The organism is Massilia scottii, from assembly GCF_030846495.1.
Taxonomy (GTDB): domain Bacteria; phylum Pseudomonadota; class Gammaproteobacteria; order Burkholderiales; family Burkholderiaceae_D; genus Telluria_A; species Telluria_A violaceinigra.
The window spans coordinates 1-15,610 of record NZ_JAVCWM010000016.1 but is presented as its reverse complement, the minus strand read 5'-3'; the positions used below and the strand labels follow the sequence as shown (position 1 = coordinate 15,610).

The following is a 15,610-nucleotide window of genomic DNA, read 5'->3' as shown; positions in this document are numbered from 1 at the left end:
GGTGCGGCCTAGTATTTGCGGTTTGGCAGTTCCTTGGCAGCCACTTCAGCCGGGAACACGCCCTCGACCGTTGTGATGCGCTTCGGCACGGGCTTGCCTGCCACGACATCGCGCGCGATCGACATCAGTTGCGGTCCGAGCAGCGGGCTGCACTCGACCGTGACGTTCATCTTGCCGGCGATCATGGCCTGGAATGCCCCCTTCACACCGTCGATCGAGATCACCAGGATATCGACGCCGGGCTTGAGGCCGGCCTCTTCAATCGCCTGGATGGCGCCGATGGCCATGTCGTCGTTGTGCGCGTAGAGCACGTTGATGCTCTTGCCCTGTGCCTTGAGGAAAGCTTCCATCACTTCCTTGCCCTTGGCGCGGGTAAAGTCGCCGGTCTGGGAGCGCGTGATTTTCAGCTTGGGATTGGCGGCGATGACTTCGGCAAAGCCGTTCTTGCGGTCGATGGCTGGCGCCGAGCCGACGGTGCCCTGGAGTTCCACGATGTTGAAGGTGCGATCGGGGGTTTTGGCGGCGCGTTCGAGCAGCCAGCGGCCGGCGCGGCGGCCCTCTTCGACGAAGTCGGAACCGATGAAGGAGGCGTACAGCGACTGATCGGTGACGTTGACAGCACGATCGGTGAGGATGACGGGGATTTTTGCTGCCTTGGCTTCGCGCAGCACGGTTTCCCAACCCGATTCCACGACCGGCGAGAAGGCAATCACATCGACGCGCTGGGCGATGAAGGAGCGGATCGCCTTGACCTGGTTTTCCTGGCGCTGCTGGGCGTCGGCAAATTTCAGGTTGATGCCTTCCTTCTTGGCGGCATCCTTGATCGACAGGGTATTGGCCGTGCGCCATTCGCTTTCGGCGCCGACTTGCGAAAAGCCGATGGTCAGCGGTTTTGCGGCGAGAGCGGGTAACGTGGCGAAAGCGCCGAGCAATGCGGTGGCCAGAACGGCCCTGCGGGTGGTGTTCATGTGTTGTCTCCTGTTATTAGGGGTGGAATTCGGGACTCCGTTTTATTATTGTATGTTAGGAGAAAGTCACATAGCCATCCAATCAATTTTTTCACATCTGCGATATCCGAAAAGGTATCGGTGCATCGTGCCTAGCCACTGCAGCGTCGTTCCCGCGGGAACGACGCAAATCGAAGATCAGCCAGCGCGCAACAAGCGAACGCTATATAACCCGCCCGCGATCGACCCGGGCCTCGCTACAAACTTCACTACCATTTTTCCGCCCGAGGCTGCGACGATAGGCTTCGGAATCGCGAAATCGCGCGTATATATCTCCTGCCCCGGTGGCGCATCGAGCTCAACCGCCGCGATCGTCTCGCCATTGACCACCACATCGAACTTGCGTCCCGCATCCAGCGTCGAAAAACTGAGCCTGAGCGCAGCTGCTTCCAGCTGCGGGTCGCTCAGTACATAGCTGAACCATCCGCTCGCGTGCCGCCAGTGTTTGCCCTTGTTCACGCCCGCGTCGCCCCCTTGCGCCTCATAGCCGTGATCGGACTCCGGCTGCTGCTCTCCCGGCGCCACCTGGTCGATGGTCAGCGCATTGAGCGCCAGCCGTTCCGCCTCGCCGCGTGCGGTTGCCGCCTGCGTCACCGCCAGATTGGCTGGCGTCGAGAAGGGCCAGTACACCATGTAGCGCGAATCGTGCAGCCGGAAAAACGGAATCAGCCGCAAGCTTCCCGCGCCCTTGCCCCGAATCAGCCCCGGCGCCGTGAAGGTCAGCGCTTCGCCCTTGACCGGCTTGAACCGGGCGACGAAATCGCGCGTATTGCTCACAAAAATCGGCGCAGCCTCCAGCGGACACACCGGCCCCGACGCAATATGCCCCATGCGTGACGCGTCGGCGGCAAAGTTCAGCTTTTCGCCGGCGAACAACCGGGTCTTGGCCGCCAGCACGATCGGACCGTGCAGGACGGCGTAATAGTCGGTCTTGTCCGGCATTTGCTCCAGCGTCGTGTGCATCGGCAAGGTCACATCGACCGTGTCGCCCTTGCGCCACGCGCGCCGCAGGCTCACATAAGCACCCGGCTCGGCGTCGACCTTCACCGCCGTGCCGTTGACCCTCACCTGCATCGCCCCGCGCTTGACCCAGCCCGGATAGCGCAGCTTGAGCGTGAATGGCTTGTCCGACTCCATCGTCAGCCGCGTCTTGCCTTCGTCCGGAAAGCGCGTGCTCTGGGTCAGCTTCACGTCCTGCGCGCGCCAGTGCAAGGTCGAGGGAATGAACAGGTTGACGAACAGCGCGTCGCCATCGTGCGCGTAGATGAATTCGCCGTACTTCGACTGGCTTTCGATACCGGACCCGACGCAGCACCACATCGCCTTGTCGGCTTGCGAATACACGCGGTAATGATTCGGCCGCATGGGCGTGAAATACACGAAGCCGCCGTCCGAGGGCCGCTGCGACGACAGGATGTGGTTGTACAGCGCCCGCTCCATATAATCGGTGTAGCGCACCTGCTGGTCCTTGAGGAACAGCATCTCGGTAAGGCGCAGCATATTGTAGGTGTTGCAGGTCTCGGGCCCCTCCACCTCGTTTACCATCGGCGAAAAATCCTGATCGTCGTGGAAGTGTTCCTTCACGCTGTTGCCGCCGATGGCGACCGTGCGCCGTTCGCGTACCGTGGTCCAGAAATAGCGGGCGGCATCATGCCACTTCGGCTCACCGCTCAGCTCGCCGATGCGCTGAAAACCGATGACCTTGGGAATTTGCGTGTTCGCGTGCAGGCCGGTCAGCTTGTCCTGGGACGTCAGCAGCGGCTCCAGGATCGCCTGGTGCGAAAAGCGCTTCGCCAATTCCAGGTATTTTTTGTCGCCCGTCATCTGGTAGACGTCGGCGAAGACTTCGTTCATGCCGCCGTGCTCGCTGCGCAGCATCGCTTGCATCTGTTGCGGCGTGAGCGTGGCGGTCAGCTTCAAGGCCCAGTCCGACAGCGCGATCAGCATCGCGCGCGCGTCCTCGTTGCCGGCGTAATGATAAGCGTCGCGCAAGCCCGCGTAGACCTTGTGCAGGTTGTACCAGGGAACCCACTTGCCGTTGACCGAAAAGTTGTCCGCCTCCAGCTTGCCCTTGGCGATGGCTTGCCATGCATCGCTGCCGCCCGGAATGCCGCCCAGATAGCCGTTGCCGTTCGCATCCTGGCACTTCTTGAGTTCGGCGATGGTGTAGTTCAGGCGTGCCAGCACTTCCTTGTCGCCGCTGGCTGCGGCCATCAGCGCCATGGCCGACAGGTAATGGCCTCCCATGTGGCCGTCGAGCCCGCTCGACTCCCAGTTGCCATAGCTTTCCTGCTTGAGCGGAAGACCGGCTTCACGGCGAAACGGCGCCAGCAGCTTGTCGGGTTCGAGCGCCATCAGGTAGCGCAGGTTGGTGTTCTGGGCGTCGAGCAAAGGGCTGGCGGTGAGGCGCACGTCGGCCAGCGCAAAGCGTTCGGCGGCGATGGCCGGCAGTGCGCACGCCGCCATCAGCGCGGCTGCAAGGAGGTGTTTCATGGCGTCCTTACTATTGCTTGCTCTGGTAGCGGTTCAGGTCTTGCGCATCGACCGACGGCCAGCCATCCTTGTCCCACTTCATGTCGAGGATTTTGAGCTTTTGCAGGTAGTTGTCGGCCGTTTCGTAGGCGTGCATCACCAGCAGGTCCTTGCCGTCGATGCTGTAGGCGCTGTTGTGGCCGACACCCTTCCACTGCGCATTGCCTTCGATGAGCAGCGAGCCGCCGCCCTTGGCCATGTCCTTGCCGGCGCGGTCGAGATAGGGGCCGGTGACGTCCTTCGAGCGGCCCATCACCACGTGGTAGGTGCTCGCTTCCTTCTTGCAGCACAGGCCCCAGGAGACGAACAGGTAGTAATAGCCATTCTTCTGGAGGATGTGCGGTGCTTCGATTTCCGCCGGGCCAGCCTCTTCGTCAGCGATGCCGGCCGGCCGCGTGCGCTGGGCGATCGTGTGCCAGGCCTGCGGCTCGGCCAGGCGCGTGCGGGAGGCGTCGAGCTTGACCAGCTTGATGCCGCTCCAGAACGAGCCGAACGACATCCACGGCGTGCCGCTGCTGTCGTCGACGATATTGGGGTCGATGGCGTTCCAGTTGTCGCGTCCGGGGATCGATTGCAGGACCATGCCCTGGTCTTGCCATTGATAGTTGGCCGCGCGCGGGTTCAGGGTGGCGTTGATGGTCACGCCGATGCCGGACGTGTTTTTGCCGAAGCCGGAGACGGAGTAGTAGAGGTAGTATTTACCGTTGTGGAAGTAGATGTCCGGTGCCCAGATATGGTCGTTGAAGCTGGGAGCGGCTTTCCTGGCCCAGGCGGGTTCACCGGGGAAGACCCGCCCTTCTTCCTTCCAGTTGCGCATGTCGGCGGAACTGTAGAAGGTGATGCCGGGGCCGGTGCTGAACAGGTAGAAGGTCTTGCCTTCCTTGGCCATGACGGGGTCGTGGACGCTGACTTGTTTGGCGTGGACGGTGGTGGTGACGGTGGTGAAGAGCAGGCCTGCGGTGCAGACGAATAGCTGGATGGATTGACGCATATGGATTCCCGTTAGACTCAAAACCGTCGTTCCTGGCACTGCCAGAAACGACTTCCCGCGCCAAGGCGGCACTCGGCGGGAACGACGAAGTTAAGGTTGAGCGAAAAAGACGCTGATCAGCCTTCCAGCGCAACCACCACGACAGCTTTCGCCGGCACGGTAACCGTCAGTTTACCGCCACTCGCCCTGGCACTGAACGGCGCCGGCTTGATGGCCTGCGGGTTCTGGAAGGTGTTGTGCGCGTCCATGGCCGTCGCCGTCAGCACGCGGCCGTTTGCACCGGCCAGCTGCTTGCCCGCCACATTGACCACCACATCAGCCGGCTGGCCCGGATTCGTATTCACCAGCGACAGGTACAGCTTGCCATCCTTGGCGCGCGCCGCCGAGGCACTGATGCCCGGAATCGTCGTCTCGCCCAGCGTGTAGGCCTGGTCGTGTGCCACCGTCACCGGCAGCGACGTCGCATCCTGGAACGGCACATACATGTGGAAGGCGTGATAGGTCGGTGTCAGGAGCATCTTGTCCTTTTCCGTCAGGATCATGGCCTGCAGCACATTGACCATCTGCGCGATATTGGTCATCTGGACGCGGTCGGCATGCTGGTGGAAAATGTTGAAATTGAGCGCAGCCACCACCGCATCGCGCAAGGTGTTCTGCTGGTACAGGAAGCCGGGCGTGGTGCCGGTCTCGACGTCGTACCAGGTGCCCCATTCATCCACGTACAAGCCAATCTTTTTCTCCGGATCGTTCTTGTCCAGCACGGCGATGTTGTTCTTGATCATCGAATCGATTTTCAAGGTGTTCGCCAGGGTCGAGATCCAGTGCGGCTCGGCAAAGCCGGTGGCTGCACCCTTGCCTTCCCACTTGCCGGTCGGGATGGTGTAGTAGTGGAAGCTGATGGCCGAGGTCTGGGCCTTCGCGTTCTTGCTGATGACGTCGGTCCACTTGGTGTCGTAGTCGTTGCCGCCGCTGGCGATCATCAACGGCCGGTTTTCCTTCGGCGCCTTGAGCATTGTTTCGTAATTCTTGTACAGATTGGTGTAGTGCTCAGGCGTCATATTGCCGCCGCAACCCCAGGCTTCATTGCCGATCGCGAAGTACGCCACCTTGAACGGCTTGTCGCGGCCATTCTTGCGGCGCAGGTTGGCCAGGCTCGATTTGCTGTCGGACGTCATGTACTCGACCCAGTCCGCCATTTCCTGCACCGTGCCGGAGCCCAGGTTGCCGTTCACGTAGGCGTCGGCACCGAGCAGATCGACCAGATCGAAGAATTCGTGCGTGCCGACGGCATTGCTCTCTTCCACCCCGCCCCAGTTGGTATTGACCTTGACCGGGCGCCTGGCGCGCGGGCCGATGCCGTCTTTCCAGTGGTATTCATCGGCGAAGCAGCCGCCCGGCCAGCGCACCAGCGGCACGTGCAATTGCTTGAGCGCGCCGACGACATCGTTGCGCCAGCCCTTGGTGTTCGGAATTTTCGAGCTGGTGCCGACGTACATGCCTTCGTAGATGCCGGTACCGAGGTGTTCGGCGAACTGACCGTAGACATTCTTGTTGATGACCGGCCCCGGCTTGCCGGCATCGATCGTCACGCTGACCTGATTGGCGGCAAACGCGGGCCACGCGCTGATGGTGACCAGACTGATGGCGGCAATGCTGTGCTTGATGATGTTCATGCTGTCTCCTGAATCGTTCTTATTTTGGGTGCTACGTGAATGTGGCGTCAGATCCAGCCGGCGTCGACGATGAAGTCCTGTCCGGTGCACATGGCGCTGTCGTCGGACGCGAGGAACAGGATCATGGCCGATATGTCGTCCGGCATCAGCGGGCCGGGCAGGCACTGGTTGCGCTTGATGTCAGCCTTGCCGGCCTCGTCGACCCACAGATCGAGCTGGCGCTGGGTCATGACCCAGCCGGGCGTGACGGTGTTGACGCGGATGCCATGGGCGCCGAAGTCGCGCGCCAGGCCGCGGGTCAGGCCGACCGTGGCTGCCTTGGTGGACGTGTACACCGGGTAGCCGCCGTTCTTGGCGTGCCACGACATGGAACCGACATTGATGATGGAACCGGCGCCCTTCTTCTTCATGCCGGCCAGGACCGACTGGCAGGTGAAGAACATGGGGCGCTGGTTGATGGCGATGCGCTGGTCGTAGAAGTCGACGGTTACGTCTTCGGTCTGGTGGCGCTGGTCGTTGGCGGCGTTGTTGACCAGGATGTCGAAGTCGCCCAATTGGGTGGCCAGCTCGGCCATCGTCGATTGGAGGGCGGGGATGTCGGTGATGTCGCAGTAGCGGAACACCGGTGCCGGCGCGCCGGATCCGGCGATGCGCAGGCACAGCGCTTCGCTGGCCTCGCGCGCGATGTCCACAAAAGCGACCTGCGCGCCCTGGGCGGCGAAGGAGGCAACCAGCGACTCGCCGATGCCGGTGCCGCCGCCGGTGATGAAGACCCGTTTGCCTTGCAGGCTCGGGTAGGTGGCTGATTTTTTCATGGTGTCTCCAACGTTTTTATCTGCCGTCAGCCCCGGCCTGGGCGGCCCCCTTGGCGGGGATGACGGCGCTACATTTGACGGTGCTGATTTTGGTGGAAAAGACGGGGGTTCAAGCCTTCGTCAACGCCCCATCGCGGCGGCGCCATACGCCCTCATTATCATCGCGCAGCACGTCCGGCAACAAGCTTTGGGCCAGGTTCTGGTAGCACACCGGCCGCAGGAAACGCTGGATCGCCGCCGTCCCAACCGAGCTGCTGCGCCCGTCCGACGTGGCCGGGAACGGCCCGCCGTGCACCATGGCGGTCGACACTTCCACGCCGGTCGGCATGCCGTTGGCCAGAATCCGCCCCACTTTGCGTTCCAGCACAGGCAGCAAGGCACGCACCAGTTCCGTGTCGCCCTCATCCATCTGCACCGTGGCCGTCAACTGCCCTTCCAGGCTTTCGGTGATGGCGCGCATTTCCTCCATGCTGTCGCAAGCGACCAGCAGCGAGGCCGGTCCGAAAATCTCGCCGTGCAGCGCCTGCTCGGTCAGGAAAGCCTTGCCGCTGGTGCGGAACAGCGCCGGACCGCCCTTGCCTTCGGTGTGCGTCGCTTCCTTCAACGCATCAACCGCCTCGTGCTGCGCCAGCTTGTGCACGCCGCTCTGATAGGCCGAGGCGATACCCGCCGTCAGCATCGTCCCCGCCTCGATGCTGGACAGCGCCTGCGCGGCCTTCTCGGCAAAGCGGTCGAATTGCGGCCCTTTCAATCCCAGCACGAGGCCCGGGTTGGTGCAGAACTGGCCCACGCCCATCGTCATCGACGCGGCAAAGGCGGTGGCGATCTGCTCGCCGCGCGCGGCCAGCGCCGCCGGCATCAGGAAAAACGGATTGATGCTGCTCATTTCCGCATACACGGGAATCGGCTGCGCACGCGCGGCCGCCACGCCCATCAGCGCTTGTCCGCCGGAACGCGAACCGGTAAAGCCAACCGCCTTGATCGACGGATGCGCCACCAGGCCCTGGCCGATGCCGTTGCCGGTACCGGTCAGGAGCGCGAACACGCCGGCCGGCAGCTTGCACAGCTCAATCGCTTTGACCACCGCACGCGCCACCAGTTCCGAGGTGCCGGGATGGGCCGAATGGGCTTTGAGCACGACCGGGCATCCGGCGGCCAGCGCGGCAGCGGTATCGCCGCCGGCCACCGAAAAGGCCAGCGGGAAGTTACTCGCCGCGAACACCGCAACCGGGCCCAGGCCGATCATGCGCAGGCGCAGGTCGGGACGCGGCAAGGGCTGGCGGTCAGGCAGGGCGCTGTCGATACGCACATCGGCCCACGAGCCTTCGCGCAGCAGGTCGGCGAACAGCTTCAGCTGGCCCATCGTGCGGCCACGCTCGCCTTCGAGACGGGCGCGCGGCAGGCCGGACTCCGTCATCGCGCGCACGATCAGCTCGTCGCCGAGTTCCAGGATCTGGGCCGCGATGGTTTCAAGAAAAGTGGCACGCGCTTCATTGCTGGTCGCGCGGAACGGATCGAAGGCCGCTTCCGCCAGGCGGCAAGCTTCGTCGATCTGGCCGGCATCGACCATGTAAAAGGCCGGCTCGATCGGCGCGCGCGTGGACGGGTCGAACGCCTGGAAGGAGCCGCCATTGCCGCGCACTGCGTGGCCGCCAATCAGTGCTTCACCGGTAAGGGTCATAAGGCGTTCACTTTCGTAAAGGTGGATGGTTCACGGTCGAGACGGTTGCGCAGGGCCGGACCGAAGACGGGAGATGCGATCTCGAACGTTTCGCCGGCCAGGACCGTGATGTTATCGGCCACGCTCAAGGTGGCGGTGCCGAAGAAATGGATGTGGACGTCCCCGGCGCGGTTGAACAGGCCGTACTTGAAATGGTGGTATTCCAGGTTGGCGATCGAGTGCGACATATTCTGCTCGCCGCTCACGAACGCCTTTTCCCAGCGCACTTTTCCATCGGTGCCGATGATGCGCGAGGTGCCGGCCACGTGGGCTGGCAGGTCGCCGACCAGCAATGCCGGGCCGAGGCCGCAGTTGCGCAGCTTGGAGTGGGCCAGGTACAGATAATTCTGGCGCTCGGTCACGTGGTCCGAGAATTCGTTGCCGATGGCGTAGCCGAGGCGGTGCGGCTGGCCATCGTCGCCGATCAGGTACAGGCCTGCGATTTCCGGTTCCTCGCCGCCATCGAGGGCGAAGTCGGGCATCCGCAGCGGCTGGCCGCTGGCGCGCACCACCGAACCGTCGCCCTTGTAGAACCATTCCGGCTGCACGCCGCGCGCGCCGTCGGCCGGCTTGCCGCCTTCCACGCCCATGCGGAACATTTTCATGCTGTCGCTCAGGGTCTCGACGTCGCCGCCGATTTTCTTGTGCATGGCGTCGCGCGTGTCGGCGCTGCCCAGGTGGGTCAGGCCGGTGCCGGTGACGTAGCAGTGGGCCGCGTCGGCGTGGTCGAGCGGCGCCAGCAGGCGGCCGGAGGTGGCGACGGCTTCATAGGAATGGACTTCGGCACCGATGGCGGCAGCGGCCAGTTCGGCCAGTTTGGTCGTGCTGGCGATCGCCTGGCGCGCCAGGGCGTAGGTGCTGGCGTAGCCGTCGACGACGCGCAGCTGGTCTTGCTCGAGCACGGCAACGCGGCGCGCGCCGGCTTCATTGGTAAATTGGACGAGTAACATGGGGTCTCCGGTGAACGCTGGCGCGGTTCCAGGTGCGGCAAGCAGACACAGGCTCAAGCGCGAAGCGGGTGAGCCCGTATGGATGCCAGACCTGAAATCCGGCGCAGTTAATGGGAATGGCGCGGCACCGCCGAACCGCGGCTGCCGAGCAGGAAGTCGAAGTCGCAGCCTTCATCGGCTTGCAGCACGTGGTCGATGTACAGCTTCTGGTAGCCGCTCTTGGCCACCGGCGCTTGCGATCCGGCACGGGCAGCCAGGCGGCTGGCCATTTCATCGTCGGAAATGTCCAGGTTCAGGCTGCCGTTGTGGCAGTCGAGCGCGATGAAGTCGCCATCCTGCACGATGCCCAGCGGACCGCCGGCCATCGCTTCCGGTGCCACGTGCAGCACCACGGTGCCGTAGGCGGTGCCGCTCATGCGCGCGTCCGAAATGCGCACCATGTCGGTCACGCCCTGGGCCAGCAGCTTGGGCGGCAAACCCATGTTGCCTACCTCGGCCATGCCGGGATAACCCTTCGGTCCGCAATTTTTCATCACGAGGATCGAATCGGCATCGACATCCAGATCCGGATCGAGGATACGACTCTTGTAGTGCTCGAAATCTTCGAATACGACGGCCTTGCCGCGGTGCTTCATCAGGTGCGGCGAGGCGGCCGACGGCTTGAGCACGGCGCCGCGCGGCGCCAGGTTGCCGCGCAGGATGCAGATGCCGCCATCCTCGATCAGCGGCTTGGCCAGCGGACGGATCACCTCGTCGTCGTAGATCGGCGCTTCTTCGCAGTTCTGCCACAGGCTCTTGCCGTTGACGGTCAGCGCATGCTTGTGCGGCAGCAGCTTGCCTTCGCCCAGGCGGCGGATCGCACCCGGCAGGCCGCCGGCGTAGTAAAACTCTTCCATCAGATAGCGGCCGGATGGCAGCAGGTCGACGATGGTCGGGGTGCCCTTGCCGATGACGGTCCAGTCTTCCAGCTCGAGCGGCACGCCGATGCGCCCGGCAATCGCCTTCAGGTGGATCACGGCGTTGGTCGAGCCACCGATGGCGGCGTTGACCTTGATCGCATTCTCGAACGCTTCGCGCGTCAGGATCTTGGACAGGCGCAGGTCTTCCTGCACCATCTCGACGATGCGGATGCCCGACATATGGGCCAGCACGTAGCGGCGCGAATCGACCGCCGGAATGGCGGCGTTGTGCGGCAGCGAAGTACCGAGCGCTTCGGCCATGCAGGCCATGGTCGAAGCCGTGCCCATGGTGTTGCAGGTGCCGGCCGAGCGCGACATGCCGGACTCGGCGGACATGAACTGGTGCAGGGTGATGGTGCCGGCCTTCATCTGTTCGTGCAGCTGCCAGACGGCGGTGCCGGAACCGATGTTCTTGCCGTTCAGCTTACCGTTGAGCATGGGACCGCCGCTGACGACGATGGTCGGCAGGTCGACGCTGGCCGCGCCCATCAGCAGGGCTGGCGTGGTCTTGTCGCAGCCGACCAGCAGCACGACCGCATCCATCGGATTGCCGCGGATCGATTCTTCCACATCCATGCTGGCCAGGTTACGGGTGAGCATGGCGGTCGGGCGCAGGTTCGATTCGCCGTTGGAAAAGACCGGGAACTCGACCGGGAAGCCGCCGGCTTCGAGGATGCCCTTCTTGACGTGTTCGGCCAGTTGGCGGAAATGGGCGTTGCAAGGAGTCAGTTCGGACCAGGTATTGCAGATGCCGATGATCGGCTTGCCTTGAAACTCGTGGTCGGGGATGCCCTGGTTTTTCATCCAGCTGCGGTACATGAAACCGTTTTTATCCTGGGTGCCGAACCACTCCGCGGAGCGCAGTTTCGGCTTTTTCGTCTCAGACATGTATTCCTCCTGGTTATTCTGATGCCGTCTCGAACTCATGTCGTCGTTCGGTCAGCGATAGAGGGATACTAAAGATTCTTGGGATGCCTTTCCAATCACTTTTTCTGCGATAGTGATATCGATTATGGTATTAATCGGCGTGCCGGCCACAGGGATGGCCGATGCCATGGCGGCCAAAAAAAGGCCCACTCCCCGCCAGGGAAATCGGCCTGTTTACTACGCGTTTTCGGCTTGAGCCTGCCGCAAACATCATTGCATTCAAGAAATAGTTTCCACTCCAAACCATACGCCCTTGGAAGGGCGCAGTCGGGAAAGACCGGGAACTCGGCCGGGAAACCGCCAGCTTCGCGGATGCGTGGTTTGTCTTCCAGCCGCAGCACGTGCGACCGTTTTCATCATGGATACCGAACTCTCGTTTTCCGCAGGCGCCGTCGAATTTATGCATACGATCTGCAACCTCGCGCCAGGCCATCTGGAAGCCACGTTTCAAAGATAAGCGCTGCCGCGATGAGTCATCGATAAACCACGCGGACTGGAAAGCAGGCGACCAATGCGCCACGCCCACAACGGCGCACGCTTTCAAGCGTTGCGGTGACTGGCAATAGTAAAAGCACGGCTATTCCGAGCACGCCTGGATTCACGCAAAAAGGGTAATGACGCACCTTCCGGATCGGAAGAAACACATGCGCTGATATTCCGGACACTCTTTAACTTATGCAATGCGGGCAACGCCGCGCGTCCCGCGTCGGCCAAACAAAAGCAGCGCTATTCCGAGCATCCTTTAATTCATGTAATGCGGGTAAATGCGCGCGTCCCCGGCCGGTAAGAGAACAGGGAAAAGCCCGCCGTTGAGGGCGCTATGCCGCATATAAAAATTTTCAACAATGACAGGAAAAAATTGTTGACTAAAAAAAAAGACTCACATATAGTGAATCTGCTTTTGACAATACATGAATTGATAAGCGATCACTGGTCCGGGGCTATTCGTATAATCGAAAAAGAAACCGGCACCAGAGGGCGATTGCTTATTCTGCAGGTATGCAATGTCGAGGGTTTTTAAGCGTAGGGCATTTTATCCGGAGCGCGATGCGCAGCCTGCTGCCTATCGGTTTCGGAATCACATCCATAACTAAAAATTAGGAGTTTTAAAATGAACCGTATCTTGAATCTGCAACGCCTGGACTACAGCAAAGCCATTGAAGACCAAGTGAAAAGCTGCACCAGCTCCGGCGCCGGCTGCTGCTAATTCGATTCCGCATCAGATTCATAAATCATCATTTTTTCAGGAGACTTAAAATGAACCGTATTTTGAATTTGCAACGTCTGGACTACAGCAAAGCCGTTGACGAAGTGAAAAGCTGCACCAGCTCCGGCGCAGGCTGCTGCTAATCCGATGCAACTTTGCATTCACAAATCACTATTTATTAGGAAACTTAAAATGAATCGCATCTTGAATCTGCAACGCCTCGACTACAACAAAGCCGTTGATGAAGTAAAGAGCTGCACCAGCTCGGGCGCGGGTTGCTGCTAATCCAATCCGGCATCGCATCCAGAGACTGTCATGTTTGATTTTCAGTGTCTGGATGTCAGCCTGGAAGGGAGCAACAGCTCAACAGCCGCATGTCGCTGCGCCTGATCGCGACCGGCTATTCATTCGGGTAACTTTTTTTATAGTTACCCGAATTGTTTTTTCAAGAAATTATCCGAGAATATAAATTCCAAAGCGATCTTTCTTGATTTTAACCGTGCCAGCGCATCAAGCCGCAAACCAGTAATGACCGCATTATCGCCAAACGACCCGGGCATCATGCAGGAAGGATGTCGCTGACGGTGTGCCATGTATAAACGGATATCCAGCGCGATGTTGCTGTAAAAAAAATCAGATCCGGCGATATAGTGATGCAAGTACCCCGGTTCGCCCCGCATGTGCGATCAACCTGCACGAGTGCTCGCGCAATGCGACGCCGCGGAAATAAACAGCTTTTCAATTCAGAGACAAACTGTTTTACAAAAACAGTTGAATTAAACCAAATGGAGCTAGAATATGGTTAAGAAGCTTAGGGGCATGCGCGATCTGCGCCACATCGACAAAATAGCCTATCTTCGGCCCAGCAAGCGTTTTTACGAACACGGTTACACGCACTATCAACCTGGCGAAGAGCTGATCAGCCTGGTCCGCCCCATGTTGGAAGGGCGCGCAGAGCCATGGAAAGTACATCGCTCGGACGTATGGACCCACATCCTTCCCGCCAACCGCACGGAATCGAACAAGCTTCCGATCCAGGGGTGGAAAATTCACGTGTCTGCAATCGCGGCCAATTGCCGCAACCTGCTTGTCAAAGTTGCAGCCCTGGCGCTTGAGAACAATATTCAATTCAAGTTCGCCAATGACACCGAAACGCTCAAGATGATGACATCGAAGCGATGGTCGCGCGGCGGTTCCGGAAAATTTATCACGCTATATCCTCCTACCGACGAAAAATTCCGGGAAATCATCGAAAAGGCGTATGCGGTCTTGAAAGATGACGTCGGTTCATACATCTTGTCGGACCGGCGCTACAAGGATTGTCGTTGCCTCTACTACCGCTATGGCGGCATTACTTCCGTTACCAAACTGCTGTACACGAGCGAGAAAGAGCCGGTCATTTTCTCACCGGATGGCGAGCAAATTCCGGATCATCGGACACCGTATTTCGAAACTCCCCCGTGGACTTCCGATCCGTTCCCCGAAGAACAGCCTGATCACGCCGAATTCACTCTGAATAACGGGCGCTACCTGGTGAAGGAAGCGCTTGGTTTCTCGAATACGGGAGGAGTCTACCTTTCAACCGAAACGGCAAGCGGGCGACAGGTGGTCATCAAGGAGGCGCGCCCGTATATCGAGCTGGGTGAAGACGACATGGATGCCGTGGCGCGCCTGGTTCAGGAAGAAAAAATTCTCCGTTTGCTCGGTGGGACCGGCCTTGCTCCCGAAATCTACGACTCTTTCCGGGACTGGGAGAATTATTACGTCGTTGAAGAGTATTTTCCTGCTCCCGACATACGCCTGGTGATGCTGGAATCAAGCCCCTTGGTGGACACCCGGCCGTCCATCGCCGCCAGTGAAAAATTTTACAATATCTATAAAAAGGCATTTAGCAGTGCCCTGCGCGGCATGGCGCGTATCCACGAACAGGGCATCGTTATCGGCGACGTGTCGCCAAAAAACATCCTGGTTGACAGGGACAGCATGACGGTGCGATTCATCGACCTGGAAGGCGCATTCCGCCCGGGCATTGATGAGCCACAACGCCTGCATACGCCCGAGTTCCGCATCCCATCCAAGGGACGCGAGCTGAACAGCACCTACGACGACGATACGTTCGCGATCGGTGTGATCATGATGTATGCAATCTTCCCGATTGCTGCAATGCAGTTCCTGCGCGAAGATCTATTTACCGCCGTCTTGCCGAGATTGGTGGCCGATGTGGGTTGGGCGAACACCCCGGCGCTCTCCATCATTACGCAGCTGGTCGATAATAAGATTACCTGCAGCCAGGCTGCCGACCTGCTCGAACAGAGTGAGTACACGATCGAGCAGCCGATCAAGCGGCGCCCCCTGGAAGGGGATATGCCGATGGAAATCAGCGATCAGATGGCGCGCTTCATTACTTCAAATTATCGGCTTGATAAGATATTCACCCTGTTCCCGGTCGACCCTTTTGGCCAGCGCGACAACCCGAGTTCGTTCGGTTTCGGCGCGACCGGCATTATTCATACGCTGTCGGCATGCGGTTACGACATCCCCCTGCCCGCTCTCGAACGCCAACGCAATGAATTGGCGGCCCTTAAACTGGAAGAGATCCCCCCCGGGTTCCTGGTCGGTACCTCCGGCATTGCATGGTGTTGCTTGCTGGCGGGGGATCGGGAAACCGCGGAACGATTGCTCAAGCATGCAAATCGCAGCCCGCTGACGCACGCCCATCACTCGCTTTATTTCGGCATGGCCGGCATCGGCATGGCCAATCTCGCCGCCTATCTCCGCTTGAAAGACGGCCGCTACCTGGACGCGGCAGTCAATCTGGCCATGACATTG

The 15,610-nt window shown here is 60.5% G+C and carries 10 protein-coding genes; 1 reads left to right on the top strand and 9 read right to left on the bottom strand.

What is annotated here, in order from left to right:
• Nucleotides 1-8: 8 nt before the first annotated feature.
• The 9 genes from RBA41_RS21455 to RBA41_RS21415 form a co-directional block, all read right to left on the bottom strand.
• Nucleotides 9-968 (bottom strand): ABC transporter substrate-binding protein, encoded by a 960-nt coding sequence (locus RBA41_RS21455; RefSeq protein WP_306626294.1) that lies wholly within the window; start codon nt 966-968, stop codon nt 9-11.
• Nucleotides 969-1,145: 177 nt separating this feature from the next.
• A complete protein-coding gene (locus tag RBA41_RS21450) occupies nt 1,146-3,500 on the bottom strand; it encodes a glycoside hydrolase family 127 protein (protein WP_306626293.1) in 2,355 nt (784 codons plus the stop codon).
• Between the two features lie 10 nt (nt 3,501-3,510).
• Nucleotides 3,511-4,530 (bottom strand): arabinan endo-1,5-alpha-L-arabinosidase, encoded by a 1,020-nt coding sequence (locus tag RBA41_RS21445; RefSeq protein WP_306626292.1) that lies wholly within the window; start codon nt 4,528-4,530, stop codon nt 3,511-3,513.
• A 116-nt stretch (nt 4,531-4,646) separates the two neighbouring features.
• Complete coding sequence (locus tag RBA41_RS21440; RefSeq protein WP_306626291.1) at nt 4,647-6,203, bottom strand: alpha-N-arabinofuranosidase; 1,557 nt, start codon at nt 6,201-6,203, stop codon at nt 4,647-4,649.
• Between the two features lie 47 nt (nt 6,204-6,250).
• Nucleotides 6,251-7,018, bottom strand: coding sequence for an SDR family NAD(P)-dependent oxidoreductase (locus RBA41_RS21435; RefSeq protein ID WP_306626290.1), 768 nt, complete (start codon nt 7,016-7,018; stop codon nt 6,251-6,253).
• A 109-nt stretch (nt 7,019-7,127) separates the two neighbouring features.
• The gene (locus RBA41_RS21430) at nt 7,128-8,699 is read right to left on the bottom strand and encodes an aldehyde dehydrogenase (NADP(+)) (RefSeq protein WP_306626289.1); all 1,572 of its coding nucleotides are present in this window, start codon (nt 8,697-8,699) and stop codon (nt 7,128-7,130) included.
• Nucleotides 8,696-9,688: an AraD1 family protein gene (gene araD1, locus RBA41_RS21425; protein ID WP_306626288.1), complete on the bottom strand. Its 993-nt coding sequence runs from the start codon at nt 9,686-9,688 to the stop codon at nt 8,696-8,698. Before araD1 ends, RBA41_RS21430 begins: the two co-directional genes overlap by 4 nt.
• A 107-nt stretch (nt 9,689-9,795) precedes the next feature.
• Nucleotides 9,796-11,535: an IlvD/Edd family dehydratase gene (locus RBA41_RS21420; protein ID WP_306626287.1), complete on the bottom strand. Its 1,740-nt coding sequence runs from the start codon at nt 11,533-11,535 to the stop codon at nt 9,796-9,798.
• Between the two features lie 1,674 nt (nt 11,536-13,209).
• The gene (locus RBA41_RS21415; RefSeq protein ID WP_306626286.1) at nt 13,210-13,461 is read right to left on the bottom strand and encodes a hypothetical protein; all 252 of its coding nucleotides are present in this window, start codon (nt 13,459-13,461) and stop codon (nt 13,210-13,212) included.
• Nucleotides 13,462-13,600: 139 nt separating this feature from the next.
• On the opposite strand from RBA41_RS21415, the gene RBA41_RS21410 reads away from it, so the two are divergent.
• Nucleotides 13,601-15,610, top strand: a 2,010-nt coding sequence (locus RBA41_RS21410; protein ID WP_306626285.1) for a class III lanthionine synthetase LanKC N-terminal domain-containing protein, incomplete at its 3' end; no start/stop codon positions are given.